Annotated in this window: 26 protein-coding genes; 17 read left to right on the top strand and 9 right to left on the bottom strand. The window is 73.9% G+C overall.

From position 1 onward, the window contains the following. Window positions 1–2: 2 nt before the first annotated feature. Both ACZ5WG_RS17435 and ACZ5WG_RS17430 read left to right on the top strand, forming a co-directional pair. Complete coding sequence (locus tag ACZ5WG_RS17435) at window positions 3–728, top strand: futalosine hydrolase (protein WP_468724054.1); 726 nt, start codon at window positions 3–5, stop codon at window positions 726–728. Continuing rightward, window positions 718–1,575: a 1,4-dihydroxy-6-naphthoate synthase gene (locus ACZ5WG_RS17430; protein ID WP_468724052.1), complete on the top strand. Its 858-nt coding sequence runs from the start codon at window positions 718–720 to the stop codon at window positions 1,573–1,575. Before ACZ5WG_RS17435 ends, ACZ5WG_RS17430 begins: the two co-directional genes overlap by 11 nt. Before the next feature lie 71 nt (window positions 1,576–1,646). Here ACZ5WG_RS17430 and ACZ5WG_RS17425 read toward each other — a convergent pair whose 3' ends face one another. Continuing rightward, the gene (locus ACZ5WG_RS17425) at window positions 1,647–2,030 is read right to left on the bottom strand and encodes a cold-shock protein (RefSeq protein WP_030012939.1); all 384 of its coding nucleotides are present in this window, start codon (window positions 2,028–2,030) and stop codon (window positions 1,647–1,649) included. Window positions 2,031–2,230: 200 nt separating this feature from the next. On the opposite strand from ACZ5WG_RS17425, the gene ACZ5WG_RS17420 reads away from it, so the two are divergent. Continuing rightward, entirely contained in the window at window positions 2,231–2,482 is a 252-nt protein-coding gene (locus tag ACZ5WG_RS17420; protein ID WP_468724051.1) for a hypothetical protein, read from the top strand. A gap of 25 nt (window positions 2,483–2,507) precedes the next feature. Here ACZ5WG_RS17420 and ACZ5WG_RS17415 read toward each other — a convergent pair whose 3' ends face one another. Then, window positions 2,508–3,161, bottom strand: coding sequence for an HAD family hydrolase (locus tag ACZ5WG_RS17415; protein WP_468724050.1), 654 nt, complete (start codon window positions 3,159–3,161; stop codon window positions 2,508–2,510). Window positions 3,162–3,257: 96 nt separating this feature from the next. After that, the gene (locus ACZ5WG_RS17410) at window positions 3,258–4,253 is read right to left on the bottom strand and encodes a hypothetical protein (RefSeq protein ID WP_468724049.1); all 996 of its coding nucleotides are present in this window, start codon (window positions 4,251–4,253) and stop codon (window positions 3,258–3,260) included. 107 nt (window positions 4,254–4,360) lie between these two features. Between ACZ5WG_RS17410 and ACZ5WG_RS17405 the strand changes: the two genes are divergently transcribed. From ACZ5WG_RS17405 to ACZ5WG_RS17395, 3 genes are all read left to right on the top strand, one after another. After that, the gene (locus tag ACZ5WG_RS17405) at window positions 4,361–6,814 is read left to right on the top strand and encodes a helicase-associated domain-containing protein (RefSeq protein WP_468724538.1); all 2,454 of its coding nucleotides are present in this window, start codon (window positions 4,361–4,363) and stop codon (window positions 6,812–6,814) included. A 42-nt stretch (window positions 6,815–6,856) separates the two neighbouring features. Further along, a complete protein-coding gene (locus ACZ5WG_RS17400; RefSeq protein ID WP_468724048.1) occupies window positions 6,857–7,450 on the top strand; it encodes a DUF4291 domain-containing protein in 594 nt (197 codons plus the stop codon). Between the two features lie 335 nt (window positions 7,451–7,785). Then, window positions 7,786–9,069, top strand: a complete 1,284-nt coding sequence (locus tag ACZ5WG_RS17395; RefSeq protein ID WP_468724047.1) for an LPXTG cell wall anchor domain-containing protein — start codon at window positions 7,786–7,788, stop codon at window positions 9,067–9,069. A gap of 56 nt (window positions 9,070–9,125) precedes the next feature. On the opposite strand, the gene ACZ5WG_RS17390 is transcribed toward ACZ5WG_RS17395, so the two are convergent. Further along, window positions 9,126–9,587: an N-acetyltransferase gene (locus tag ACZ5WG_RS17390; RefSeq protein ID WP_468724046.1), complete on the bottom strand. Its 462-nt coding sequence runs from the start codon at window positions 9,585–9,587 to the stop codon at window positions 9,126–9,128. A 36-nt stretch (window positions 9,588–9,623) separates the two neighbouring features. On the opposite strand from ACZ5WG_RS17390, the gene ACZ5WG_RS17385 reads away from it, so the two are divergent. Together ACZ5WG_RS17385 and ACZ5WG_RS17380 are read left to right on the top strand one after the other, a co-directional pair. Then, on the top strand, window positions 9,624–12,185 hold the full coding sequence (locus ACZ5WG_RS17385) for a tetratricopeptide repeat protein (RefSeq protein WP_468724045.1): 2,562 nt from the start codon (window positions 9,624–9,626) through the stop codon (window positions 12,183–12,185). 65 nt (window positions 12,186–12,250) lie between these two features. Then, window positions 12,251–13,894 (top strand): DNA repair helicase XPB, encoded by a 1,644-nt coding sequence (locus tag ACZ5WG_RS17380; RefSeq protein WP_468724044.1) that lies wholly within the window; start codon window positions 12,251–12,253, stop codon window positions 13,892–13,894. 29 nt (window positions 13,895–13,923) lie between these two features. Here ACZ5WG_RS17380 and ACZ5WG_RS17375 read toward each other — a convergent pair whose 3' ends face one another. Both ACZ5WG_RS17375 and ACZ5WG_RS17370 read right to left on the bottom strand, forming a co-directional pair. After that, window positions 13,924–14,796: a glycosyltransferase family 87 protein gene (locus ACZ5WG_RS17375; protein ID WP_468724043.1), complete on the bottom strand. Its 873-nt coding sequence runs from the start codon at window positions 14,794–14,796 to the stop codon at window positions 13,924–13,926. Window positions 14,797–14,880: 84 nt separating this feature from the next. Continuing rightward, complete coding sequence (locus ACZ5WG_RS17370; RefSeq protein WP_468724042.1) at window positions 14,881–15,066, bottom strand: hypothetical protein; 186 nt, start codon at window positions 15,064–15,066, stop codon at window positions 14,881–14,883. Window positions 15,067–15,489: 423 nt separating this feature from the next. On the opposite strand from ACZ5WG_RS17370, the gene ACZ5WG_RS17365 reads away from it, so the two are divergent. Together ACZ5WG_RS17365 and ACZ5WG_RS17360 are read left to right on the top strand one after the other, a co-directional pair. Continuing rightward, a complete protein-coding gene (locus ACZ5WG_RS17365) occupies window positions 15,490–17,595 on the top strand; it encodes a HelD family protein (RefSeq protein ID WP_468724537.1) in 2,106 nt (701 codons plus the stop codon). Window positions 17,596–17,692: 97 nt separating this feature from the next. Next, window positions 17,693–18,217 (top strand): hypothetical protein, encoded by a 525-nt coding sequence (locus tag ACZ5WG_RS17360; protein WP_468724041.1) that lies wholly within the window; start codon window positions 17,693–17,695, stop codon window positions 18,215–18,217. A gap of 13 nt (window positions 18,218–18,230) precedes the next feature. Here ACZ5WG_RS17360 and ACZ5WG_RS17355 read toward each other — a convergent pair whose 3' ends face one another. After that, on the bottom strand, window positions 18,231–18,929 hold the full coding sequence (locus ACZ5WG_RS17355) for a copper homeostasis protein CutC (protein ID WP_468724040.1): 699 nt from the start codon (window positions 18,927–18,929) through the stop codon (window positions 18,231–18,233). A gap of 106 nt (window positions 18,930–19,035) precedes the next feature. Between ACZ5WG_RS17355 and ACZ5WG_RS17350 the strand changes: the two genes are divergently transcribed. After that, window positions 19,036–19,677 (top strand): HD domain-containing protein, encoded by a 642-nt coding sequence (locus ACZ5WG_RS17350; protein ID WP_468724039.1) that lies wholly within the window; start codon window positions 19,036–19,038, stop codon window positions 19,675–19,677. Between the two features lie 104 nt (window positions 19,678–19,781). Then, window positions 19,782–21,005, top strand: coding sequence for a Cmx/CmrA family chloramphenicol efflux MFS transporter (locus ACZ5WG_RS17345; RefSeq protein ID WP_468724536.1), 1,224 nt, complete (start codon window positions 19,782–19,784; stop codon window positions 21,003–21,005). Between the two features lie 31 nt (window positions 21,006–21,036). On the opposite strand, the gene ACZ5WG_RS17340 is transcribed toward ACZ5WG_RS17345, so the two are convergent. Continuing rightward, entirely contained in the window at window positions 21,037–21,303 is a 267-nt protein-coding gene (locus ACZ5WG_RS17340; protein ID WP_468724037.1) for a DUF4031 domain-containing protein, read from the bottom strand. Window positions 21,304–21,310: 7 nt separating this feature from the next. Then, complete coding sequence (locus ACZ5WG_RS17335) at window positions 21,311–21,688, bottom strand: hypothetical protein (RefSeq protein ID WP_468724035.1); 378 nt, start codon at window positions 21,686–21,688, stop codon at window positions 21,311–21,313. 101 nt (window positions 21,689–21,789) lie between these two features. On the opposite strand from ACZ5WG_RS17335, the gene ACZ5WG_RS17330 reads away from it, so the two are divergent. The 5 genes from ACZ5WG_RS17330 (at window position 21,790) to ACZ5WG_RS17310 (ending at window position 26,213) form a co-directional block, all read left to right on the top strand. Continuing rightward, window positions 21,790–22,725: a MurR/RpiR family transcriptional regulator gene (locus ACZ5WG_RS17330; protein ID WP_468724034.1), complete on the top strand. Its 936-nt coding sequence runs from the start codon at window positions 21,790–21,792 to the stop codon at window positions 22,723–22,725. Then, window positions 22,722–23,657 carry an N-acetylmuramic acid 6-phosphate etherase gene (murQ, locus tag ACZ5WG_RS17325; RefSeq protein WP_468724032.1) on the top strand — a complete coding sequence of 312 codons (936 nt, stop codon included), beginning with the start codon at window positions 22,722–22,724 and terminating at the stop codon, window positions 23,655–23,657. Before ACZ5WG_RS17330 ends, murQ begins: the two co-directional genes overlap by 4 nt. A 93-nt stretch (window positions 23,658–23,750) precedes the next feature. Beyond that, on the top strand, window positions 23,751–25,238 hold the full coding sequence (locus ACZ5WG_RS17320) for a PTS transporter subunit EIIC (protein ID WP_468724030.1): 1,488 nt from the start codon (window positions 23,751–23,753) through the stop codon (window positions 25,236–25,238). 28 nt (window positions 25,239–25,266) lie between these two features. Next, the gene (locus ACZ5WG_RS17315; RefSeq protein WP_468724029.1) at window positions 25,267–25,641 is read left to right on the top strand and encodes a hypothetical protein; all 375 of its coding nucleotides are present in this window, start codon (window positions 25,267–25,269) and stop codon (window positions 25,639–25,641) included. Beyond that, window positions 25,638–26,213 (top strand): GNAT family N-acetyltransferase, encoded by a 576-nt coding sequence (locus ACZ5WG_RS17310; protein ID WP_468724027.1) that lies wholly within the window; start codon window positions 25,638–25,640, stop codon window positions 26,211–26,213. Before ACZ5WG_RS17315 ends, ACZ5WG_RS17310 begins: the two co-directional genes overlap by 4 nt. Window positions 26,214–26,225 lie beyond the last annotated feature (12 nt).

Genomic DNA, 26,225 nt, shown 5'->3' with positions numbered 1-26,225 from the left:
CGGTGCGCGCGCTCATCGTGACCGCGGTGGCGGCGGAGGCAGACTCCGTCGCCGCCGGTCTCACCCCTCATCCGGACCCGGTGACGCCGGAGCCGCGCGCCCTTCCCGGCAGATACCTGCTCTCCCGGCGGGATCTGCCCGGCCTCGCCGCCGACGTGCTCGTCGGCGGGGTGGGGCCGGCCGCCGCCGCGGCCGCCGCGGCCACCGCGCTCGCGCTGGCCGACTACACCCTCGTCATCTCCGCCGGCATCGGCGGCGGGTTCCAGCCCGCCGCCCCCGTCGGCTCCCTCGTGGTCGCCGACGCCATCGTCGCCGCCGACCTCGGGGCCGAGACCCCCGACGGCTTCCTCGGCGTACAGGAGCTCGGCTTCGGGCACAGCGTGCACCTGCCGCCCGCCGAGCTCGCCGCCCGCGCCGCCGAGGCCACCGGGGCACTGCTCGCGCCCGTGCTGACCGTCTCCACCGTCACCGGCACCGCCGACCGCGCGGCCCTGCTCGCCGCCCGGCATCCGCTCGCCGGGGCCGAGGCCATGGAGGGCTTCGGGGTCGCGGAGGCGGCCGCCGCGCACGGGCTGCCCGTGCTGGAGATCCGCGCCGTGTCCAACGCCGTCGGCCCCCGCGACCGCGACGCCTGGCGGATCGGGGACGCGCTGGCCGCGCTCACCGCCGGATTCCGCGCCCTGGGGCCCGTACTCGTCCATTGGGGAGAGCACCGACATGAGTCGTGAGCCGAATCCGGCGGTCAAGATCGCCTATTCGCCCTGTCCGAACGACACCTTCGTCTTCGACGCCTGGGCCCACGGGCGCGTCCCGGGCGCGCCCGGCCTCGACGTCACCTTCGCCGACATCGACATCACGAACGGCATGGCCGAGCGCGGCGAGCTGGACGTGCTGAAGGTGTCGTACGCCGTGCTGCCCTGGGTGCTGGAGGAGTACGCGCTGCTGCCCTGCGGCGGGGCGCTCGGGCGCGGCTGCGGGCCACTCGTCCTGACGCGGGAGCCGGGCGTGGACCTGGCCGGGAAGACCGTCGCCGTGCCGAGCGAACGCTCCACCGCCTACCTGCTGTTCCGGCTTTGGGCGGCGGACGTGCTGCCCGAGGGCGTAGGCAAGGTCGTCGTACTGCCCTTCCACGAGATCATGCCGGCCGTCCGCGACGGCCGGGTGGACGCCGGGCTGGTCATCCACGAGGCCCGGTTCACCTATCAGGACTACGGGCTGCACTGCCTGGCCGACATGGGCGAGCACTGGGAGTCCACGACCGCTCTGCCGATCCCGCTGGGCGCGATCATCGCCAAGCGCTCACTGGGCGCCGAGACCCTGCACGCGCTGGCCGAGTCGGCCCGTACATCGGTGCGGATGGCCTGGGACGACCCGGAGGCCTCGCGCCCGTACGTCCGCGCCCACGCGCAGGAGCTGGACCCGGCCGTCGCCGACCAGCACATCGGGCTGTACGTCAACGAGTTCACCGCCGACCTCGGCGAAGCAGGGTACGCGGCGGTGCGCGGGCTGTTGACGCGGGCCGCGGCCGAGGGTCTGGTACCGGCCATCGCACCGGATGCGCTGGCCTTCCCGTAAGGCGGTTCCAGGCGGATACGACGGTGCCCCGGCCCTCTTGGGAAGGCCGGGGCACCGTCGTGCGTACGGGCTCAGACGTCGAGCTGGTCGGCCACCGCGCGCAGCAGACCGGCGATCTTCGTGCCGTGCACCTTGTCGGGGTAGCGGCCGCGCTCCAGCATCGGAGTGATGTTCTCCAGCAGGGTCGTGAGGTCCTGCACGATCGAGGCCAGTTCGTCGGGCTTGCGGCGCTGCGCGGCCGCGACGGAGGGCGCCGGGTCCAGCACTGTCACGGAAAGCGCCTGGTCACCGCGCTGTCCCGCGACGACGCCGAACTCGACGCGCTGGCCGGGCTTGAGTGCGTCGACCCCGGCCGGGAGCACCGACGAGTGGACGAAGACGTCACCGCCGTCGTCGCGGGAGAGAAAGCCGAAGCCCTTCTCACTGTTGAACCACTTGACCTTGCCGGTAGGCACGTCCGTCCTCTGTCCTTGTGCTCGTCGGGGTCCGGTACGCCGCACAGCGGCTCCGGATAACAGCGCAGCGGGTCATGGTGACCCGCTGTATCCAGGCTAGTGGGCGATCGACTGGTGACAAGACGTTCCCCGGTCCTTCGCCGGCTCTTCGCTGTGGGCTGCGCTGTCGGCTGCTTCGGCCAGGGAACTACCCTGGTGGGGTGACTGTTACTCCTCACTCCGACGAAGCGCGGCCCGGCGACGGACTGGTGCGCGCCGGCGGCATCGTGTTCATCGCCGGCGCCGTGGCCACCCTCGTGACGATGGCCCCGCTGTTCCTGCACACGGACCCGTTCCCGTCGTACGCGTGGGCCGTGTGCATGCTGATGGGCGTCGGCTTCGCCATCTCGGCGGCGGGCGTGCTGCGCTCGGCGGCGGCCCAGCGCCGGACCGCCCGCGCCTCCCAGGCCTAGGTCGGTTCTTCCCCGCTGCTGCGGATCAGACCTGCTGCGTACGGACGTACTCCGCGAGCCACTGCGGCAGCGCCGTGAGGTCCGGCAGCACCACGTCCGCGCCCGCCTCGCGCAGTTCCGGCTCGGGGCAGGGGCCGGTCGGGACCGCCACCGACAGCGCGCCGGCCGTGCGGGCGCCGCGTACGTCGCCCACGTGGTCGCCGACGTAGACCTGCGCCCCGTACTCGCGCAGCGCGCCCGCCTTGGCCTCGGCCCACAGCCAGCCGATGACCGCGTCCGGTTCGATGCCGAGGTGCGCGAGGTGCAGCCGGGCATTGGGCTCGTGCTTGGCCGTGACGACGATCGCGCGGCCGCCGAGCGCCTGGACGGCCTCGATCGCCTCGCGGGCGCCGGGCATCGCGGGCGTCGGCTCGATGGCGTACGTGGGATAGATCTCCCGGTAGCGGTCGGCCATGGCGGGGATCTCCGCCTGCGGGAACCAGTACGCGAGCTCCTCGTCCAGCGGCGGACCGAGCCGCGTGACCGCCTCGTCCGCATCGATGAACGTGCCCGTCTCGGCGGAGAGTGCCTGGTAGGCGGCCTTGATACCGGGGCGCGAATCGATGAGGGTCATGTCGAGGTCGAAGCCGACGGTCAGCTGGGCGGACGCGGCGGGCACGGTGGGGGGCTCGGAGCTCATACGCCCATTGTGCCGAGCCGGGGCGGACGGCCGGGAACGTGGACTTGGCCTCGGCTTACCAGCCGGTGAAATCTGGTGACATGCCGGCGCCCGCCCTCAGCGACGGCGGGAGCGCCAGGCCAGGTAGAGCGCGGAGGCGACGGCCGCGGCCCGGGCCAGCCAGGGCCACATCCCCTGGAAGACCCCGCCGAGGCCCTCGTCCGTGAGCGGTGCACCCCAGCGCCCCTCGAGCCGGCCCCACAGCCACACCACCGCGCCCGCGAACACGGCACCCGGCAGCCCGAAGACGACCACCTTGCGCTCCGTCGGCCCCAGCACCCGCGAGGCGTACGCCAGCAGCCAGCCGCCGATCAGCAGCAGCCAGGACCCGGTGACCGCGCCCGCCACGAGCACGGCCGCGGCCAGCAGCAGGAAGGCGTGCGGCTTCGGACGCGGGGCGGCGGCCGCCGCGGGGCCCTTCTCCGGATCCGCCGCGGCCGATCTGGCCTGCCGGCGCTGCTTCAGGAACCGTACGAGTCCCCGTACGCCGGATGTCCCTTCGGCGGCCTGCGCGCCGGCCGGACCCGCCGCGGGCTCCGGCTTCCCCTCTTCCGGCTCCCCGAACAGCTCCGGGATCTCCACCCCGCCCGCGAAGCCCTCCACCTGCGGCCCGGCGCCGTACGGCCCCGGAGCCACGCGCCACCAGTCGGGTTCCGCCCCTCCGTCGGAGCCGAGTTCGTCGAGCCCGGCCAGGTGCGGCGGCGCGGGCGCGCTGTCCGCCGGGCGCGGCGGCGGGACCGTCTTGCGGCGCAGTCGGCCGGGCCCCCGCTGGGTCGGCACCGCCGGTGCCCGATCGGGGGTGGCGGCCGGCGTCGCGGGGGCCGGGGACGCGCCCATGCCGTCGAGGACCTCCTCCGGCGTGCCGATCCGCTCCAGGATGCGGCGTACGGCCGCCGGGGTCTCCGGCTCGTACTTGGCGCGCCGACGGTCGATCTCGTCCCGCAGCCCCGCCACCAGCCGCATCCGGTCCCCGGAGGACAGCTGCCGCCGCTGTGCCAAGTCCCCGACCCGGCTCAGGTATTCGTAGACCAGATGGTCGCTCTCGATCCCCACGCCCCGCTCCTCCCGTACCACCCACCGGAAAGGTAGCGCGTGCGCCCGTGGAGCGGCCGAGGGCACAGCGGATACCGTTGGCCGGATGGGGACCGGCCGACGCGACCATGGAGGCGACCGTGCCTGAGCCAAGCAGCGCTGCGGGAAGCGCCACAGCAAGCAACGCCCCGCGCTCCCTCGCCGAGGCGCTGCGCGCCCGCGACGACGCATCGCTCGCCGCCCTGCTGCACGCACGCCCGGACCTGCTCGGCCCGGTGCCGGGCGACATGACCCAGCTGGCCACCCGGGCCGGGACCCGGGCCTCGGTGGTCCGCGCCCTGGACCGGCTCGACCGGTTCGCGCTGCAGACCGCGGAGGCCCTCGCGGTGGCCCCGGACCCGTGCCCGTACGGGGTGCTGGAGTCGCTGCTGGCAGGCGAGCACGGCTCCACGGGCGAGGACAACGGCGCCCGCGCCGAACTCCCGCGCGCCCTGGCCACCCTGCGCGACCAGGCGCTGGTCTGGGGCGACGACGAGCGGCTGCGGCTGGTCCGCACCGCCCGCGAACTGCTCGCGCCGTCCGCCGGCCGGCCCTCCCCCACGGGCCTCGGCCCGACCGTCGCCGAGGCCACCGCGGGGATGTCGCCGACCCGGATCCAGGAGATCGTGGCGGCCTCCGGGCTGCCCGCCACGCACGACCCGGTGTCCGCCGTGACCGCGCTGACCGGGCTGTTCGCCGATCCGGAGCGGATGTCGGCGCTGCTGGACGAGGCCCCGGCGGAGGCCCACCAGGTGCTCGGCCGGCTCGTGTGGGGTCCGCCGTACGGGGAGGTCACGCCGAACCCGACCGCGCCCGTGCGCTGGCTGCGCGACCGGGGGCTGCTGCTGCCGGCGTCGGCGCGGACCGTCGTACTGCCCCGCGAGGTGGCGCTGTACCTGCGCGGCGGCCTCGCGCACCGGGTGACGGAGCCGGTGGCCCCGGCGGTGCCCGCGGACCGCGAGCACCGTCCACAGCTTGTGGACGCCAATGCGGCCGGGCAGGCGCTGGCCGCGCTGTCCACCGTCGAGGAGCTGGTGAAGTCCTGGGAGCACACCGGGCCGCCGGTGCTGCGGGCCGGCGGGCTGTCCGTACGCGACCTGAAGCGGACCGCGGCCACCCTGGACGCCACCGAGGCGACGGCGGCGTTCTGGATCGAACTCGCCTACGCGGCCGGGCTGCTGGCCAGCGACGGGGAGGCGGACGAGCGGTACGCGCCCACCCCCGCCTTCGACGACTGGCTCGAACTCCCGCCCGCCGAACGGTGGTCGGCCCTGGCCGCGGCCTGGCTGCCGGCCACCCGCACCGCCGGCCTGGCCGGCGATCAGGATTCCAAGGGCCGCACCCTGTCCGTGCTGGGTCCCGAACTCGACCGCTCCGCCGCCCCCGAGGTGCGCCGGCGCGTCCTCGAACTCCTCGCCGCCCTGCCCGAGGGCGGCTCCGCCGCCCCGGACGCCCTCCTCGCCCGGCTCGCCTGGGAGCGCCCCGTACGGGGGGCGAGCGCGCTGCGCGCCCGCCTCGCGCAGTGGACGCTGACCGAGGCCGAGGTGCTCGGCGTCACCGGCCGCGGCGCGCTCGCCGCGCACGGCCGCGCGCTGCTGGCGCACCGCGACCCGGCGCCGCTGCTGGCACCGCTGCTTCCGGAGCCCGTGGACCACGTACTGCTCCAGGCCGACCTGACGGCGGTGGCGCCCGGGCCGCTGCGCCGGGCGCTCGGCGACGTGCTGGCCGTGCTCGCGGACGTGGAGTCCAAGGGCGGGGCGACCGTCTACCGCTTCACGCCCGGCTCCGTACGCCGGGCCCTGGACTCCGGGCGGACCGCCTCCGACCTGCACGCCTTCCTCGCCGAGCACAGCATCACGCCGGTCCCGCAGCCACTGGCGTACCTGATCGACGACGTGGCCCGGCGGCACGGGCACCTGCGGGTCGGCGCGGCGTCCTCGTACGTGCGCTGCGACGACGACGCCATGCTGAACGAGATCCTGGCCGACAAGCGGTCCGCCGGGCTGGGCCTGCGGCGCCTCGCCCCGACGGTGCTGGCGGCGCAGGCCGAACCGGGCGCGCTGCTCGACGGGTTGCGGGCGATGGGCTACGCGCCGGCCGCGGAGTCCCGTACCGGCGACGTGCTGGTCGCACGGGCCGACGCCCACCGCACCCCGGCGCGTTCGGCGCCGGTCCCGGTGCCGGACGGCCCGCCGGTACCGGACCCGACGCTGCTGGGGGCGGCCGTACGGGCCATCCGCGCAGGTGATCTGGCGGCGACGGCGGTGCGCAAGGAGCCGGCCGCAGCGTCCGCCGTCCCGGGCGAACTCCCGCGCACGAGCGCGGCGGAGACCCTGGCGACGGTGCAGGCGGCCGCGCTGACCGGGTCGGCGGTGTGGATCGGGTACGTGAACGCGGACGGCGCGGCGAGCCAGCGGGTCATCGACCCGGTCCGGGTGGAGGGCGGCTTCGTCACCGGCTACGACCACACGGCGGACGAGGTCCGCACGTACGCGCTGCACCGGATCACGGGGGTCGCGGAACTGGCGGAGGAGCACCTGTAAAACGGCTCGCGGCACGGCATCCCCACCGAGCACCCTGACCTCATGCGAGAAGCACGAGAAAATCGTCGGATCAGGGCCGCCCACACCGACACCACCGTGACCGTCTACCAGGCGTACGCGCCCGCGCTGGGGCTGCCCGCGGCCCGCGACGGCCGGTTCCCGCCCGCCTGGAAGCGGGAGCGGATGACGTGGATCAAGCCGTCGTTCCTGTGGATGATGTACCGCTGCGGCTGGGCCACCAAGGCGGACCAGAAGACGGTGCTGGCCGTCGAGATCACCCGTGAGGGCTTCGACCACGCGCTGCGCCACGCCTGCCTGTCCCACTTCGAACGCGGCACGCACACCGACCGGGAGGCCTGGCAACAGGCCCTGCGCGAGTCCCCCGCCCGCGTCCAGTGGGACCCGGAGCGCGATCTGCACCTGAACCCGCTGGGCCACCGCTCGCTCCAGCTGGGCCTGTCCGGGCCGGCTTCGCGCGCGTACGCCGACGAGTGGACGGTCGCCATCCGCGATGTGACCCCGCTGGCCCGCGAGATCCACGGCCTGGTCCGGTCCGGCGACGAGGCCGCTGCGCGGGCGCTGCTGCCGGTGGAGACCCCGTATCCGGCGCCCCCGCTGGAGCACCTGGGCGCGTAGCGGATCCGCCGCACGAAAAGCGGAATGCGAAGCCTCGTTTTCCCAGCTCAGAGGGGGTGAGGGGGCCTCCGGTCGCTGTTGCACAGCGGTGACAGACGGGCGATGGTTTAGTGATCCAAGATGTGTGAAGATCAGTTCATCGCAGCAGCGGCCGAGGGAAAACGAACCGGCGCGAGAGCGACACCCCGCACCACCCGGCCCGGCACTGCGCCGCGGCCACTTCGCTCGTCGTCTTCACCCTCGCTGTGCCTTCGCCCGCTTTCTCTTGCCTTCCGCCGGCCGCCGCCGCTCTGCGCCGCTCGCCTGCCCTTTTGATTCCTTGGGGGGAGTCCACCATGTCCGCTCGCACCGCCACCCGCCGTCACTTCCGCTCCGCGGCCGCCACCGCCGTCGTCGCCGCCGTCGCCGTCGCCGGTACCGTCCTGATGCCGCTGTCGGCGTACGCCGCCCCGGCCGCCGAGAACCTGCACTCGCTGAAGATCACGATGGGCGCCCCCGTACCGAGCGGCCCGCTGACCCGGGGCGGCGCGACGGAAACCTTCGAGCTGACGGTCGCCAACCCCTCGGACAAGCCCAGCTCGTTCCACCCTTGGATCCTGGGCACCCCGACCGGTGCCAAGCCGCTCGAGAAGGCTGACGTGGTCTTCAAGGTCGAGGGCGTGACGGCGCCGGCGACCGAGTCCTTCATCGGTCAGCAGGACGGCGAGTGGCAGGGCATGTTCCACCAGGCGGGCAAGCCGCTCGGGGACGGCTTCGAGATCCCGGCGGGCGGGAAGCTGACCTGGAAGGTCACGATCGGCCTCACCAAGAGCTACCCGTCCATCGACGGTGACTTCGCACTGCGCGCCACGAGCTACCAGGGCGAGGTCGCGGAGGGCGGCGACGCCACCCTGGTCTTCAAGGCCGAGCAGACGGTCAAGACCCCCACCCTGGAGACCTGGTTCGACCAGATCAGCCCCTGCCAGGACAAGACGCCCGAGTACCAGTGCCGCGAGATGGACCTGCGCTACCGCGCCACCGGTGACGGCGAGTTCGGCACGGCCCTGGCCACCTACCTGGAGACCCAGGTCAAGGGCGGCACCCCCGAGGACGCCGATCTCCGCTACCAGCTGCAGGTCGACGGCCAGTGGAAGGACCTGTCGCAGAAGGACGGCTACCGTCTGACCGACATCCCGAAGGGCTTCGGCAAGGCTTCCGGCGAGCGCAAGGTGCACCTGCGCGCCAAGGTCGGCCCCAACGCGAAGCTGACGAAGGAGACCACCGCCATCCTGTACGCGCCGGTCCGCCCGGCCGACGACAACACCTACGCGTTCGCGACCGCCGAGGCCAGGTTCCAGATCGCCCCGGCCACCACGACCACGACCCCGTCGCCGACCCCGAGCAAGTCCGCCACGACGAAGCCGTCCGCGAGCGCGACGCCCTCGGCGTCCGCCTCCACCACCACGGCCGCCGCCGCCGGCAACACCAACACCACCGCGACGGGCAGCACCGGCTCCCTCGCGAAGACCGGCGCCGGCTCCAACACGGTCCTGTACTCCGGCCTGGCCGCCGCCCTCGTCGTCCTCGGCGGGGCCGCCGCCTGGTTCGGCGCCCGTCGCCGCCGCGCCACGCGCGTCTGACCACCCGCACCACGCGGAAAGGGCCCGGCACACCTCGTGCCGGGCCCCTTCCGCGTTCAGCGGGCCGCGTAGTCGATCCGCTCCTCCTCGAACGGCCACACCTCGGCGAGCCAGCGCGACACCGCGGCGTACAGGACCTTGTCGAGCGGGGCCCGGTCGGCCCGTACCCAGGATCTGACCTGCACCCGCCCGGGCGAGTCCCTCCCCGGGTAGATGTAGAGGCACCCGATGACCTCGTCACCGTCCAGGACGCTGTACGTGAACCCCGTACGGGCCGCGAAGTCCCGCGCGTGCTCGGCCAGGTCGGCCAGGTTCGCCTCCGCGGTCATCCCTTCCGGCGGCGGCCAGTTGCGCCCCTGGAACCCGGGCGTGGCCCGCACGTGGGCGATGCTGCCGCTCCAGGCCGCGTGGTCCCGCGCGTTGTGCGCCTCCCCGAGCGGCTCGAGCCGGAACCCGTCCCCGTCGAACCCGAGCGGCACGTCGAACCCGTCCGGCACGAAAGAAAGTCGATCATCCATCCCCCAACCGTAGGCCGAACTCCTACCGTTGGTCATATGACCGGTACGAACGACAGGCGCGGCAGCCACATCCGCAACGACATCAGCGGCGGGGTGTACTTCAACACCGTGGTGCAGGGCGCCAACGTGACCCTCCAGCTCCCGGCCACCGTCCCGGCCGCGCTCACGGGCATGCCCGCCCCCTCCCCCGCCTTCACGGGCCGGGAGCCGGAGGAGGACGCCCTGCTCACGGCGCTCGGGCCGGACCCGTCGTCGGCCGCCGCCCGTCAGGTGATCGCCGGGCTGCCGGGGGTGGGCAAGACCGAACTCGTCCTCCAGGTCGCCCATCGCGCACTCGGCACAACCGGTCTGCTGCCGGGCGGAGTCCTCTTCATCGACCTCTTCGGCTACGACGAGCGGCGGCGGGTCGGCCCCCACCGGGCCCTCGGCTCGCTGCTGCGCGCCCTGGCCCTCCCGGACGAGTGCGTCCCGGAGGACATGGAGGGCCGGGCGACCCTGTACCGGTCCGTCCTCGCCACGTACGCGGCAGAAGGGCGGCGGATCCTGCTGGTCCTCGACAACGCGATGGACAGCGCCCAGGTCCGCCCGCTGCTCCCGGGCGATCCGGGCCTCCCCGTACTGATCACCTCCCGGCACACCCTGAGCGACCTCGGGGCCCGTGTGCTGGACCTGTCCGTCCTCGGGCAGCAGGCTGCGGTGGAACTCATCGGACGGAACCTGCGCAGCGTCGTGGGTCCCGCGGACACCCGGGTGGCGGACGAGCCGGCGGCGGCCGCCGAGCTGGCGGCCCTCTGCGGCCGGCTGCCCCTCGCACTGTCCATCGTCAGCGCCCTGCTGGCCGACATCCCCACCCGGCCGCTGTCCTCCATGGCGACGGCCCTGAACGACGCCCGGCGCCGGCTGGGGCGGCTCAGCCGTGAAGACCTCGCCGTCCGCGCGGCCTTCGACCTCTCCTACCGGCACCTGCGGCCGGACCAGGCCGGGCTCTTCCGGCTGCTGGCCCTCAACCCGGGTCCCGACCTGGCCACCGAGGCCGTGGCCCGGCTGGCCGGTACGGCGCCCGAGGACACGGAGGAGCTGCTGCTGCCCCTCGCCCGCGGGCACTTCGTCGAGCCCGGACCCTCGTACGGGCGCTGGCGGATGCACGACCTGATGCGCCTGTACGCGGACGAGCTGTGCCGTGCGGAGGACGAGCCGCACGAACGGGAAGCGGCCACGGACCGTTTGTACCGGCACTACCTGAGCAACGCGCACGCCGCCGACACCCACGTGGACGCCGGGCTGCCGCCCGCCCCCCTCTTCCCCGGCCGGGACGCGGCCCTGGCCTGGCTGGACGCCGAACGGCACAACCTGCGCGCCGCCGCCCTCGCCGCGCCGGGGCTGGGACGGCCCGAGGCGCTGGTCCGACTGCAGTCGTCCCTGCTCGAATTCCACTCCTTGCGCCGGCACTTCGACGAGTTCGCCGAACTGGCGGGCGCGGCGCTGGTGGCCGTCCGCTCCTCGGACGATCCGGTACTGCGGGACACCGAGGCGAGCATCCTGAACAACCTGGGCACGGCCCGGCGCGAGCTGCGCCGCTTCGACGACGCGTCGGCCTCGTACCAGGAGGCCCTGGCCCTGCACGAGCAGGACGGGGACTCCTTCTCGGCGGCTGCCACTCTGACCAATCTCGGCCTGACCTACCAGCAGATGAACCGGCCGGAGGAGGCGGCCGACATGCTCCGGGAGGCCCTGGACCGCTACCCGCCGGAGGCGGACCCGCGCGCCCGGGGCATGGCGTACAACAACCTCGGCAAGGCCCTGCACGATCTGCGCAGACTCCCGGAAGCCGCCGAGGCCTTCGCCGAGGACATCGCCATCTGCCGGACGGCCGGCGACCGCAGGGGCGAGGGCATCGCGCTCAACAACCTGGGGCTGGTCCTGCGGGACATGGGGCAGCACGGCGCCGCCGTCGAGGCCCATGAAGACGCACTGGCGGCCGCCGAGGAGACCGGGGACCTGCACAGCGCGGGTCTCGCCCTGGCGAACAGCGGGCTGGCCCTCGCCATGGGCCGCGACGAACGCGGACCCCAGGAGGCGATCGACCGGCTCACGAGGGGGCTGGACATCCTGGACTCGCTGGGCGACGAGCACATGGCGGCTCTGGCACAGAGCCACCTCGGCCTGATCCTGCTGCAGTGCGGCCGGGCCCCGGAGGCGATCGCCCCGCTGGAGTCGGTGGTCGAGACGAGCCGCCGGGCCGGCGATCCGCACACCACGGCGATGACGCTGTCCAACCTGGGCACGGCGCTGGAACTGAGCGGCCGGTACGAGGACGCGGTGCGCGCCCAGACCGAGTCCGTCGCCCTCTACCGGCAGCTGGGCGAACGCCACTACGAGGGGCAGGCCCTGCTCAACCTCGGCCTCGCCCTCCGGCACACCGGCGGCCTGGCCGCGGCGCAGGACGCGTTCCACGAGTCCGCCGGCGCCTTCCGGGACACCGGCGACGAGCACCTCCTCACCCAGGTCCTGCAGCTCCACGACGAGACCGGGAGATGGCGCACCCAGCAGCTGCCCGGGTGGCTCCGGCGGTCGGGGCCCCGGACACCGGGCCCCTGATACGGCAGACTGGAGGTTTGGCCGTCCGCGCCCGGGCAGCCACCCCACGCCGGAAAGGGACGTTTGTGAACGGGCCTCTCATCGTCCAGAGCGACAAGACACTCCTCCTCGAGGTCGACCACGAGCTCGCCGGTGCCGCGCGCCGGGCCATCGCCCCCTTCGCCGAGCTCGAGCGGGCCCCCGAGCACATCCACACGTACCGGATCACCCCGCTCGGCCTGTGGAACGCCCGGGCCGCGGGGCACGACGCCGAGCAGGTCGTCGATGCGCTCGTCGAGTTCTCCCGCTACCCCGTCCCGCACGCGCTGCTCGTCGACGTCGCCGAGACCATGGCGCGCTACGGCCGCCTCACCCTCTCCAAGCACCCCGTCCACGGGCTGGTCCTGACCAGCACCGACCGGCCGGTGCTCGAGGAGATCCTGCGGTCCAAGCGGATCGCCCCGCTCGTCGGGGCCCGGCTCGACCCCGACACGGTGGCCGTGCACCCCTCCGAGCGCGGGCAGATCAAGCAGACCCTGCTGAAGCTGGGCTGGCCCGCCGAGGACCTCGCCGGGTACGTCGACGGCGAGGCGCACGCCATCGACCTCGTCGAGGACGGCTGGGCGCTGCGGCCGTACCAGCAGCAGGCCGTGGAGGGCTTCTGGCACGGCGGCTCGGGCGTGGTCGTGCTGCCCTGCGGCGCCGGCAAGACGCTGGTCGGCGCCGGGGCCATGGCGAAGGCCAAGGCGACCACGCTGATCCTGGTCACGAACACCGTCTCGGCCCGGCAGTGGAAGCACGAGCTGGTCAAGCGGACCTCTCTCACGGAGGAGGAGATCGGCGAGTACTCCGGCACCCGCAAGGAGATCCGGCCGGTCACCATCGCCACGTACCAGGTCCTCACGACGAAGCGGAAGGGCATCTACCCGCACCTGGAGCTGTTCGACTCCCGGGACTGGGGGCTGATCCTCTACGACGAGGTGCACCTGCTGCCGGCGCCGGTGTTCAAGTTCACCGCCGACCTGCAGGCGCGGCGGCGGCTCGGCCTGACCGCGACGCTGGTCCGCGAGGACGGCCGCGAGTCGGACGTGTTCTCGCTCATCGGCCCGAAGCGGTTCGACGCGCCGTGGAAGGAGATCGAGGCGCAGGGCTACATCGCCCCGGCGGACTGTGTCGAGGTGCGGGTGAACCTCACCGAGTCGGAGCGGCTCGCGTACGCGACCGCCGAGACGGAGGAGAAGTACCGCTTCTGCGCGACGACGGCGACGAAGCGGAAGGTCACCGAAGCGCTCGTCGCCAAGCACCGGGGCGAGCAGACGCTGGTCATCGGGCAGTACATCGACCAGCTCGACGAGCTCGGCGAGCACCTGGACGCGCCCGTCATCAAGGGCGAGACCTCCAATGCGCAGCGGGAGAAGCTCTTCGACGCCTTCCGCGAGGGCGAGATCAGCGTGCTGGTGGTGTCGAAGGTCGCGAACTTCTCCATCGACCTGCCCGAGGCCACGGTCGCGATCCAGGTGTCCGGCACCTTCGGCTCGCGGCAGGAGGAGGCCCAGCGCCTGGGCCGCGTGCTGCGCCCGAAGGCGGACGGCCACGAGGCGCGGTTCTACTCGGTCGTCGCGCGCGACACGATCGACCAGGACTTCGCGGCGCACCGCCAGCGCTTCCTCGCCGAACAGGGCTACGCCTACCGGATCATGGACGCCGACGAACTCCTGACGAGCGACTGACCGGCTCCGGGCCTGGTGCCGGGCTCACCTCACAGATCGTGGCCGAGTACATGGTGTCGCGGGGGCGGCTGCTGCTCGTGGTGCTGAGGATCTTCGACGACGCGGACATCCTGCTGCCCGAGGGGTGATCTGCGTACGGGGACCAGGACGAGTTCGGGCTTCGGGGCCGGGCGGTGGCGGGCTGCCGCCGCCCGGGCCAGGAGCGCGAGCAGGGGGACGGACCAGACCCACAGGTGCGGCCAGTCCAGCAGCAGGGCCCGGCCGGAGGCGGGCAGGTGCCGGGCCCAGAACTCTGCGGAGGCCTGCGGGAGGACGAGCAGCCCGAGCAGGGCGGTACCGGCGAAGGCGCCCAGGGCCGTCAGCCCGGCCCGGATCCGGCCGGTCAGCAGCAGGTACGGGACGAACAGCGCCGGGGTGAGGGTGATCCCGGCGGCCGTGCCCAGCGCGAAGCCCTTGCCGAGCGCGGCGCGGGGCCGGCGCAGGTCCCACAGGACCAGGCAGGCGAGCGCCAGGTTGACCTGCCCCGCGAGCAGGCTCTGGAACAGCGGCTCCACCCACAGCCCGGCGATGGTGGCGGCCAGCACGGGCCCGGGCCGGGCCCGCAGCCCCGCGAGGCGGCAGGACATCAGGATCAGCAGGGCGAGCAGCCCGGCGTTGCCGAGGACGAAGACGGCCTTCAGCACGCCGACGGGCAGCCAGGCCGCCGGTGTGAACAGGATCGCCGCGAACGGCGGGTACGCGGCGGGAGGGCGCCACTCGGCGGCGCAGAACCCGTCGGCGAGGCCGTCGGCGATCGGGATGCGCAGCACGACGCAGAGCACGCCGAGCGCGAGGAGCGAGCCCGTGACCAGCACGCCGGCGAGGGGCGACGGCGGGGGGCTGGGACGGGTACTCCGGGTCACGCGCGTGACCCTAGTGGATCAGCGCGGGGGCTCCGCCGGTATCCGGCCAGGCCGCTGCGCGGCGGCCGCGGCGGGCAGCGGCGGTCAGCGGCGTATGACGCCCGCGTCCTCGGCGTACTCACCCAGCACGACGACGCTCACGGCGGCCGCCACGAAGACCTTCGCGGCGCGCAGGGCGTTGCCCACGAGGTGGCGGGGAGGGGAGTCGGAGGTGGCGGTGGCGCCGCTAGGGCGGCCGCCCTGGATAGGAGTGAAGGTTGCGGTGCTCATGTATCCATGGTGCGTTCTCGCCCCGGATTTCACATCGCCCTCGGGGTGGAACCGCAGGCCCTGCCGCCTACTCCTCCGGGCCCATGCCGCCCCCTAGTGGCTCTGCCCGAGGTCTGACACTCCCGGGTATGACACCCGTTCGGACGTCCCGCCCCGGAGGGGCTGCCGCCCCGGTATTCGTTCGCGCCCCGCCTGCACGGTGACTACAATCTCCGCTCTTGCCGCCTCCCGCCGCCGTTTCGGGGAGAGCCGCCTGCCGGACGGAAACCGGCGGGCATCGTTCCGTACCGATCAGCAGCTGGAGGCATTTCCGTGTCCGCGCACGCCCCCGAGACCGGCATCGACAACGACGGCGACTCCGCCGCCCACCCCCTCGCCCGCGAGCAGGCCCACCTCACCGCCTCCCGGGGCGCGCTCCGCGCCATGCGCGAGGACGTCGAGGCCCTCGACATCCGCGACGTCACCGCGAACTGGGTCAACGCGATCGTCCTCCAGGCCCAGATCGACGACCGGATCAAGGCGCTGGCCGACCTCGCCCACACCCCGCTCTTCTTCGGCCGCCTCAACTACCTGCACGCACCCGGCGCCGAGCTCGCCGAAGGCGCGGAGGGCGAGCAGTTCTACATCGGCCGCCGGCACGTCCACGACGCCGACGGCGATCCGATGGTGATCGACTGGCGCGCGCCGGTCTCCCAGCCGTTCTACCGGGCCTCCAAGAACGACCCGCAGGACATCGCGCTGCGCCGCCGCTTCGGCTACACGGGCGGCGAGCTCACCGCGTACGAGGACGAGCACCTCTCCGGCCCCACCGCTGTGACACTGTCCGGCTCCGCCGGGGGGACCGCGGTCAGCAAGCTGCTCCAGCAGGAGATCGAGCGCCCGCGCGTGGGCCCCATGCGCGACATCGTCGCGACGATCCAGCCCGAGCAGGACGAGATCGTCCGCTCCGGCCTGTCCGGCTCCGTCTGCGTGCAGGGCGGCCCCGGCACCGGCAAGACGGCCGTCGGCCTGCACCGCGTCGCGTACCTGCTGTACGCCCACCGCGAGCGGCTCGCCCGTACCGGCACGCTCGTCATCGGGCCGAACCGTTCCTTCCTGCACTACATCGAGCAGGTCCTCCCGGCCCTGGGCGAGCTCGAGGTCAAGCAGGCCACCGTCGAAGACCTGGTGGCCCGCGACGGCCTGGAGATCCGCGGCGCCGACACCGCCGCGACCGCCGTGGTCAAGGGCGACGCCCGGATGGCGGAGGTGCTGCGCCGCGCGGTCCGCTCGCACGTCGCCGCGCCCGCCGAGCCGCTGATGGTGGTGCGCGGTTCGCGCCGCTGGCGGGTGCCGGCGTACGAGCTCGAGGAGATCGTCGCGGAGCTCCTCGACCGGGACATCCGCTACGGCGCCGCCCGCGACGCGCTGCCGCAGCGGATCGCGCACACCGTGCTCGTACGGATGGAGCAGGCGGGCGAGGCGCCGGACGACCGCGTCCAGGACTCGGTGGCCCGCAATGCCGCCGTGAAGGCGGCGGTCAAGGCGGTGTGGCCTGCGGTGGAGCCGGCGAAGCTGGTGCTGCGGCTGCTGTCGGACCAGGAGTTCCTGGCGGAGCACGCAGCGGGCGTCCTGTCGGACGAGGAGCAGCAGCTCCTGCTGTGGCCCAAGCCGTTCCGGAGCGTGAAGTCGGCGAAGTGGTCGGCGGCGGACCTGGTCCTGATCGACGAGGCGGCCGACCTGGTGGAGCGCACGCACTCGCTGGGCCACGTCGTCCTCGACGAGGCGCAGGACCTGTCGCCGATGCAGTACCGGGCAGTGGGCCGGCGCTGCACGACCGGCTCGGCGACGGTCCTGGGAGACCTCGCGCAGGGCACGACGCCGTGGGCCACGCGCAGCTGGGACGAGGCCCTGGCGCATCTGGGCAAGCCGGAGGCGGCGCTGGAGGAGCTGACGGCGGGCTTCCGCGTGCCGCGCGAGGTGATCGCGTACGCCTCGCGGCTGCTGCCGTCGATCTCGCCGGGGCTGGCCGCGGTCTCCTCGGTCCGTGAGACGCCGGGCTCGCTGGTCGTCTCACGGGTGGTCTCGCCGGTGACGGAAAGGCCGGACGGGCAGGACGGGCAGGACGGGCTGACCGAGCAGGACGGGCCGGACGGGCAGGCCGGGTCGAACGGGCAGGCCGGGTCGACGGCTTCGGTCGTCGAGGCCTGCCGCGCCGCGCTGGCCCACGAGGGCTCGATCGGCCTGATCGCGGCCGACGCCCGGATCCCGGAGCTGGCCGAGTCGCTGCGCGCGGCGGAACTGCCGTATCTGGCACCGGGCGAGGAGACGACGGTGGAGGCCCGGCTGACGCTGGTGCCGGCGTCGCTGGCGAAGGGTCTCGAGTACGACTACGTGGTGCTGGACGAGCCCGCCGCGATCGTCTCCGGCGAACCCGACGAACGCACCGGCCTGCGCCGCCTCTACGTGTGCCTCACCCGTGCCGTCTCGGGTCTCCACGTCCTGCACGCCGCCGCGTTGCCGGCGGCCCTCGGACCTGCCCTTCCGTAGCTCCGGTGGACACGGCCGGCCGGCGGCAGGACGATGGACGTGTTCACACCTCCCCGGGCCCGGTTCTTCCATGTTCCATCCGAGGGAAGGACGAACGATGAAGCCCCGTATTCGACTGGCCGTGCTGGCGCCTGTGCTCGTGTCCTCGCTGGCACTCGGGTCGGCACCGCTCCTGGCGGCTTCCGCGCAGGCAGCAGCGGTGCCTTCCCTGACGTGCAGCGTGAAGCAGACCCCCAACACCGCGGGCAAGTACGACGTCACGGTCACAGGAGCCCAGCCGGGAACGAGCGTGACCGTCCACGGCGGCAGTAAGACCCACCAGTTCAGCTTCGTCACCCTCGCCGACGACGACGGGAAGGCCACCACGAGTGGATTCATCCCGGCCGGCAAGGTGACGGCCTCGTCGGAGGACGAAAAGGTCAGCTGCGGCACCGTCAAGCAGGCCGAACAGAAGGACGCCCAGGACCAGTACGACGCCGGCTACAGCAAGGGCTTCGCCAGCACGAAGGCCAACTGCAAGAAGGCACCCCTGCCCCAGAGCCTCACGCAACTGGACCAGAACTACAAGGACGGTTACAACGCGGGCGCAGAAGCCGCACTCAAGAGTGACGCCTGCACGTAGGGCTGAGCACCCGTCACCGGAGCGGCTGTGAAAGGGCCGTACGCCACTCGGCGACGGCCGACGCCGCGACCGGGGCGTCCCACCCCTGCGGCCGGGCCGCACCGCCGATGTGGAAGGCGTCGATGCCCGCGGCCCGCAGCCGCGGCACGTGCGCCAGGGTGAGGCCGCCGCCGACCAGGATCCGCGGCGCGTACCCCGGCTCGCCCCGCCGTGCCGCCTCGGAGAGCAGCACGGGAAGGCCCGCGTCGACCCCGTCGGCCGAGCCCGCCGTCAGGTAGGCGTCGAGCCCCGGCAGGTCGGCGAGGGCCTTGCGCGCCTGGTCGCGGTCCGCCGCCCGGTCCAGCGCCCGGTGGAAGGTCCAGCGGCAGCCCTCCAGCTCCGCCAGGACGGCCTCCACGGCGGCCAGGTCGGGGCTGCCGTCCGGGGTCAGGAACCCGAGGACGAACTCCTGCGCCCCCTCCGCGCGCAGCGCCCGCGCCTGCTCCACCAGCAGGTCGACCGGCCCGGCGGCGAACCCGCCCGTCCGGCGGATCATCACGCGCAGCGGGATGTCGACCGCCGCGCGGATCGCCGCGAAGGTCTCGCGCGGCGGGGTGAGCCCGTCGGCGGCCATATCGGTGACCAGCTCCAGCCGGTCGGCCCCGCCGGCCTGGGCCGCGACCGCGTCCCGGGCATCGAGGGCGATCACCTCCAGCAGCGCTTGGTTGCTCATTCGATGCCATCCTTCGCATACGGAAAATAGGTCTAGTCCAATATGAAGGGTACGGGCCCGGGCCCGCGCATCACCAGCACAAACACGCCACCCCCACAATGTGCCCATGACCTCCGACCTCCGCGACCGCTGGCACGCCACCACCGCCGCCGCAGGCGCCGACCCCGACCGCGACCCCGGCCCCCACGCCTACCGGCTCCTGGCCGCCTGGGCGGAGCCGCAGCGCCGGTACCACACCACCGTGCACCTGGCCGACGTACTCGCGCGGATCGACGTACTCGCCCCGCACGCCGCCGACCCCGCCGCCGTCGAGCTCGCCGCCTGGTTCCACGACGCCGTCTACCGCCCCGACCGCTCCGAGAACGAGGAGCGCAGCGCCGCCCTCGCCGAGCGCGCCCTGCCCGAGCTCGGCATCGACGCCGCCCGCACCGCCGAGGTGGCCCGCCTGGTCCGGCTCACCGTCACCCACGACCCCGCCCCCGGCGACACCAACGGCGAGGTGCTCTGCGATGCGGACCTGGCCGTCCTGGCGGGCGGCCCGGACGCGTACGCCGCGTACGCCGCCGCCGTCCGCGCCGAGTACGGGTTCGTCCCCGAGGACGCCTTCCGCGCCGGCCGGGCCGCCGTACTGCGCCAGCTGCTCGCGCTGCCCCGCCTCTTCCGTACCCCGTACGGCACCGCGCACTGGGAGGCCCCGGCCCGCCGCAACCTGGCCGCCGAGCTCGCCGTCCTGAGCGCCGGGGAATGAGAGCCGCGGCGCGCAGGTTCGTACGGAACGTGCCCCCAGCCCCCGCCACCGCCACCGCCACCGCCACCGCCACCGCCACCGCCCCGGCTGCCACCCCCTCCCGCATGCCCGTCGCCGTCTACGTCCTCGGCCTGGCCGTCTTCTCGCTCGGGACGAGCGAGTTCATGCTGTCCGGGCTGCTCCCGCCCATCGCCGAGGACATGGGCGTCACCATCCCGCAGGCAGGCCTGCTGATATCGGCCTTCGCGATCGGCATGGTCATCGGGGCGCCGCTGCTGGCGGTGGCCACGTTGCGGCTCCCGCGCCGCACCACCCTCATCGCACTCATCAGCCTCTTCGGCCTCGGGCAGGTGGCGGGCGCGCTGGCCCCCTCGTACGAGCTCCTCTTCGCCTCCCGCATCGTCTCGGCACTCGCCTGCGCCGGCTTCTGGGCGGTCGGCGCGGCCGTCGCCATCGCCATGGTCGGCCGGGACCAGCGGGCCCGCGCCATGGCCGTCATGATCGGCGGCCTGTCCATCGCCAACGTCCTCGGCGTCCCCGCCGGCGCCTTCCTCGGGGAGCACCTGGGCTGGCGTTCCGCGTTCTGGTCGGTCGGCGCGGCCTCGGCGGTCGCCCTCGCCGGCATCCTCACGCTGATCCCGGCCATCCCGCCGCCCGCCGCACGGCCCACCCTGGCGCGGGAGCTGCGCATCTACCGCGACCGGCAGGTGTGGCTCTCCATCGGCGTCACGGCCCTGGCCGCGGGCGGGGTCTTCTGCGCGTTCAGCTACCTCTCGCCGCTGCTGACGGAGGTCGCCGGGCTGGATCCGGGCCGGGTGCCGTGGGTGCTGGCGCTGTTCGGGGTCGGCGCGCTCGTCGGCACGACGATCGGCGGGCGGGTCGCGGATGCGCACCTGTTCGGGGTGATGCTGTGGGGCATCGCCGCGTCCACGGTCTTCCTCGTCGCACTGGCCCTGCTGGCGTCGGCGGCGGTCGCGGCGGTCGGGCTGTCGTTCCTGCTCGGCGTCTCGGCGTTCTTCACGGCGCCGGCGCTCAACGCCCGCATGTTCAACGTCGCGGGCGCGGCCCCGACCCTCGCCGGAGCCACCACGACGGCGGCGTTCAACCTGGGCAACACGGGCGGCCCCTGGCTCGGCGGCACGGTGATCGACGCCGACTACGGCTTCGCCGCCACCGCCTGGGCGGGCGCCGCCATGACCCTGACGGCGATGGCCCTGACCGCGCTCGCCCTGCGCCTCCACCACCGCACCCCACCCACCGCGACCCGGGTGATCGCCTCGTCGGCAGCGACCGCACCGGCCGCAGCGGCACAGCCCGCCGCGCGCTGACCCCGGGCGCCGCCGGTCCCGGCGGGCTCCGCTACGCCGGGCGGCCCTTCGGGCGGCGCAGGCCCGCGGACGTCAGGCGGCGGACCAGTTCCTTGCTGCCCACCTCCACCGCGCCCGCCCGCACCGCGTCCGCGTAACGGTGCGACGGTACGTCGTAGTGGTCGCGCTCGAAGGCCCTCGGCGGGCAGCCGATCGACGCCGCGAAGGCGTGCAGCTCCTCGTACGAGACGTCGCTGACCAGGTGCGACCACATGCGGCCATGGCCCGGCCAGGTCGGCGGGTCGATGTAGAGCGTCACCGGCGGCTCACCGGCCTGCGCCGAAGACGGGCGCGAGGCCGCCGACCGCGGCCACCTTCACCCCTGCCTTGGCGCACACCCAGTGCGGGTCGGGTCCCAACTCCGGCTCCACGTCCAGCGCGTGCGGATCGCCGTGCGAGCAGACCGGGCACAGCGGCCAGCGCCCGTACTTCTCCAGCAGCGCGTCCTGTACGTCCTGGGCGACGAGTCCGGGAAGGTAGTCGACCCCCTCCGGCCACTGCTCCACCCACCACCGGCGGTGCGTGACCGAGTCCTCGACGAGGGAGACGACATCGGCCTCGGCGACCTCGCCCGCGGCGAGATCGGCGAGAACAAGTGCACGGGCGACGTGCAGCGCCTGTTCCATGGGGGTCGCGTGGTCCATGCGCCCATTGTGGACCCGTATGGCCCAGCTGACGAAGGTCCGTCCGCCACGGGGACTCATGGCGCCTTGACGACCCCCACAGCCGAAAATAGCTTTCAGCTGTGAGCGGAGACGCGAAGGAAACTTCCAGACCCCCGGCCCCGGCCGCTCCGGCCCCCGCCCCCGGCGCCCTGCAGGCCCGGATCCGGGCCCTCGGCCCCTCCATGACCCGCTCCGTGCAGGCCGTCGCCGAGACCGTCGCCGCCGATCCCGCGGGCTGCTCCCGCCTCACCGTCGGCGCGCTCGCCACGCGCACCGGCACCAGCGAGGCCACCGTCGTCCGCACCGCCCGCCTCCTCGGCTACCCCGGCTACCGCGACCTGCGCCTCGCCCTCGCCGCGCTCGCCGCGCAGCAGGAGTCCGGCGCGGCCCCCGCCGTCACCGCCGACATAGCCGTCGACGACCCGATCGCCGACGTCGTCGCCAAGCTCGCCCGCGAGGAGGCCCGGACCCTCGCCGACACCGCCGCCGGACTCGACCTCGCCGCGCTCGCCGCCGCCGTCACCGCGCTCGCGACCGCCCGCCGCATCGACGTCTACGGCGTCGGCGCCTCCGCCCTCGTCGGACAGGACCTGGCCCAGAAACTGCTGCGCATCGGCCTCGTCGCCCACGCCCACAGCGACCCCCACCTGGCCGTCACCGGCGCCGTGCAGCTGCGCCCCGGAGACGCGGCCGTCGCGATCACCCACTCCGGCGCCACGGGCGACGTGATCGATCCCTTCCGGACGGCCTTCGAGCGCGGCGCCACCACCATCGCCCTCACCAGCCGCCCGAACGCCCCCGTCACCCGCTACGCCGACCTCGTACTGGCCACCTCCGCCGCCCGCGAGACCCGGCTGCGCCCGGCCGCCATGTCCAGCCGGACCAGCCAGCTCCTCGTCGTCGACTGCCTGTTCGTCGCCGTCGCGCAGCAGACGTACGAGACCGCCGCGCCCGCGCTCGCCGCCTCGTACGAGGCACTCGCCCCCCGCCGAACCGTCAGGAGCCCCCGCCCATGACCGCCTCGTACGGCGCACTGCGCGCCCAGCTCGACACACTGACCACCGAGGCCTTCCGGCCCGAGCTGGCCGGGATCGACCGGCTGTCCACCCTCGAGATCGCCCGCACCATGAACACCGAGGACGCCGGGGTCCCGGCGGCCGTCGCCACCCAGCTGCCGCACATCGCCGCCGCGATCGACGTGATCGCGCTGCGGATGGCCCGGGGCGGACGGCTGGTCTACGCGGGCGCCGGCACCGCCGGCCGCATCGGCGTCCTGGACGCCAGCGAGTGCCCGCCCACCTTCAACACCGATCCGGCCCAGGTCGTCGGCCTCATCGCGGGCGGCCCCTCCGCCATGGTCGAAGCCGTCGAAGGCGCCGAGGACTCCGCCGAACTGGCCGCCGCGGACCTGGCCGCCCTGGAGCTGACCGCCGACGACACCGTCATCGGAATCTCCGCCTCCGGCCGCACCCCGTACGCGATCGGCGCCGTCGCGTTCGCCCGTACGCGCGGCGCCCTCACCGTCGGCCTGTCCTGCAACGCCGGCTCGGCGCTCGCCGCGGCCGCCGAGCACGGCATCGAGGTCGTCGTCGGGCCCGAGCTGCTGACCGGGTCCACCCGCCTGAAGGCCGGTACCGCGCAGAAGCTCGTCCTGAACCTCGTCTCGACCATCACGATGATCCGGCTCGGGAAGACGTACGGGAACCTGATGGTCGACCTGCGCGCCTCCAACGAGAAGCTGCGCGCCCGCTCCCGCCGGATCCTGGCGCTGGCCACCGGCGCGCCGGAAGAGGAGATCGAGGCCGCGCTCGACGCCACCGGCGGCGAGGTCAAGCAGGCCGTGCTCGTACTCCTCGCGGGCGTGGACGGCCGGACCGCGGCCGGGCTGCTCACCGCCTCGCACGGCCACCTCCGCGAGGCCCTCGCCCGTACGGCCGCCGCGGAGTGACCTCGCCGGCCCTCCGACGCCTCCGACCCCGCTGACCTGCTGACCTGCCGACCTGCTGACTGCCCCGTTCCCCCGACGCAAGGCGATCACCACATGTCCACTGACAAGAACCGCGCCACAGCCGCCGCGATCCTCCCCCTGGTCGGCGGCCCGGACAACATCGACTCGATCGCGCACTGCATGACCCGCCTGCGCATCGCGCTGCACGACCGCTCGCTGGTCGACGATGCGGCGCTCAGGGCACTGCCCGCGGTGCTGGGCGTCGTCGAGGACGACACTTACCAGATCGTGCTGGGGCCGGGAACCGTCGCCCGGGTGACCCCGGAGTTCGAGGCGCTGGTCGAGCAGGGCCGCTCGGCCGGGCACCCACCGCGCACGGCCGTCACAGCGGTCACCGCCGGGGAACTCGCCGACCGGGGCGCCGCGTTGAAGCAGGCGCAGAAGGCCCGGAACAGCACCCCGGTCAAACTGTTCCTGCGCCGGATCGCGAACGTCTTCGTCCCGCTGATCCCGGCGCTCATCGGCTGCGGCATCATCGCCGGCCTGAACGGCGTGCTGCTGAACACCGGTTGGCTGCCCGCCGTCGTCCCGGCGCTCGCCGCGATCGCCTCGGGGTTCATGTCGCTGATCGCGGTGTTCGTCGGCTACAACACGGCCAAGGAGTTCGGCGGCACCCCGGTGCTCGGCGGCGCCGTCGCCGCGATCATCGTCTTCCCGGGCGTTGCGAAGATCGATGCTTTCGGCCAACACCTGTCCCCCGGCCAGGGCGGCGTACTCGGGGCCCTGGCGGCCGCGTTCCTCGCGGTCCGGGTGGAGAAGCTGTGCCGCAGGTGGGTCCCCGAGTCGGTGGACGCGCTGGTCACCCCCACCGTCACCGTCCTGGTCTCCGGGCTGGTGACGATTTTCGGCCTGATGTTCCTCGCCGGCGAGGTCTCCACCGCGATCGGCTCCTTCGCCACCTGGCTGCTCGCCACCGGCGGCGCCTTCGCCGGGCTGGTCCTGGGCGGCCTGTTCCTGCCGCTCGTGATGCTGGGCCTGCACCAGGCCCTGATCCCGATCCACACCACCCTCATCGAGCAGACCGGCCACACCGCCCTCCTGCCTGTCCTCGCCATGGCGGGCGCGGGCCAGGTCGGCGCCGCGCTCGCGGTCTACTGCCGGCTGCCGCGCAACCGGTCCCTGCGCACGACCATCAGGTCCGCGCTCCCGGCGGGCTTCCTGGGCGTCGGCGAACCGCTGATCTACGGGGTCTCGCTCCCGCTGGGCCGCCCCTTCGTCACCGCCTGCGCGGGCGGCGCGGCGGGCGGGGCGTTCGTCGGGCTCTGCAACCAGCTGGGGGTCGCGTTCGGCGCGACGGCCATCGGCCCGTCGGGGTGGGCGCTGTTCCCGCTGCTGGACGGCCCGTCGGGGATGGGCCTGAACCTCGCGGTCTACGCGGGCGGCCTGCTGGTCGGCTACCTGGTGGGCTTCGCCGCCACGTACTTCTTCGGATTCACGCGGCAGATGCTGACCGAGCTCAACGCCGACCAGGACCCAATTCCGGCCACCGCCCCACCGGCCACGGAGCCCGCTATGGCGTAAATAGAGGTCGGCCGGGGAGACTGCGCGAATGCAGCTCCCCGCCGAAGCCGTTGCCGCCACCGCTGTCGTCGAGGTCGTACGCCTCTCCGCGCGCCCCGAGCGCTATGGCGACCCCATGACCGGCCCGGTCGTCTCCCGCTGGACGGGCAGAGAGGCCGCCGACTCGCTCGCACTGATCTCGTCGATGGTGCCGGGTGAGCCACGCATCTGCTTCGCGCCGGGCTGGGGCCTGCGGGCGTACGACGCCCTGGACGAGCCCCTGTTCGAGCTGATCTTCTGCTTCAGCTGCCACCACACCTGGCTGTGGGGGCAGGCCGTCCCGGCCGGCATGGCCTTCGACACCATCTCCGGCAGCACCGCCGACGCCGAGGCCCTGCTGGCCCACTTCCGGGACGCGGCATGACCCTCGCCCCCGTGGTCCCGCCGGGGCGGATGGCAGACCTCCCCCAGCCGGTCCTCGCCCTCCCGGGCGCGCTCCACCTGCGCCCGTGGGCCCCGTACGACGCCCCCGCGCTGGTCGAGTCCTGCCACGACCCGGAGATCCGCCACTGGAACCGCCCGCCGATGCTGTCACCGGCCGAGGCCGTGGCCCGCATCGAGCGCTGGCAGGGGCGCTGGCACGCCGAGGAGGCCGCGATCTGGGCGGTGGCCCCCGCCGCCGGCGGCCTGCCCGTCGGCCTGATCGGCCTGGCCGACCTCGACCTGGCGGGCGGGAGCGGCGAGTTGCTGTACTGGCTGCTGCCCGCGGGCCGCGGTGGCGGTGTCATGGTCGAAGCCACGGCCCGGGTCAGCCGCTGGGCCTTCGAGGAGCTGGGCCTGCACCGCCTGCGCATCACCCACTCGGTGGCCAACCCGGCCTCCTGCCGCATCGCGGAGAAGGCCGGTTTCCCCCTGGAGGGCACCATGCGCGGCGCCCTCCTCCACGCGGACGGCTGGCACGACGAACACCTCCACGCCCGCCTGCGCACGGACTGACGGGCTGCGGCC

The organism is Streptomyces sp. NPDC032745 (genome assembly GCF_055579465.1).
This window is presented reverse-complemented; position numbering and strand designations above follow the sequence as displayed.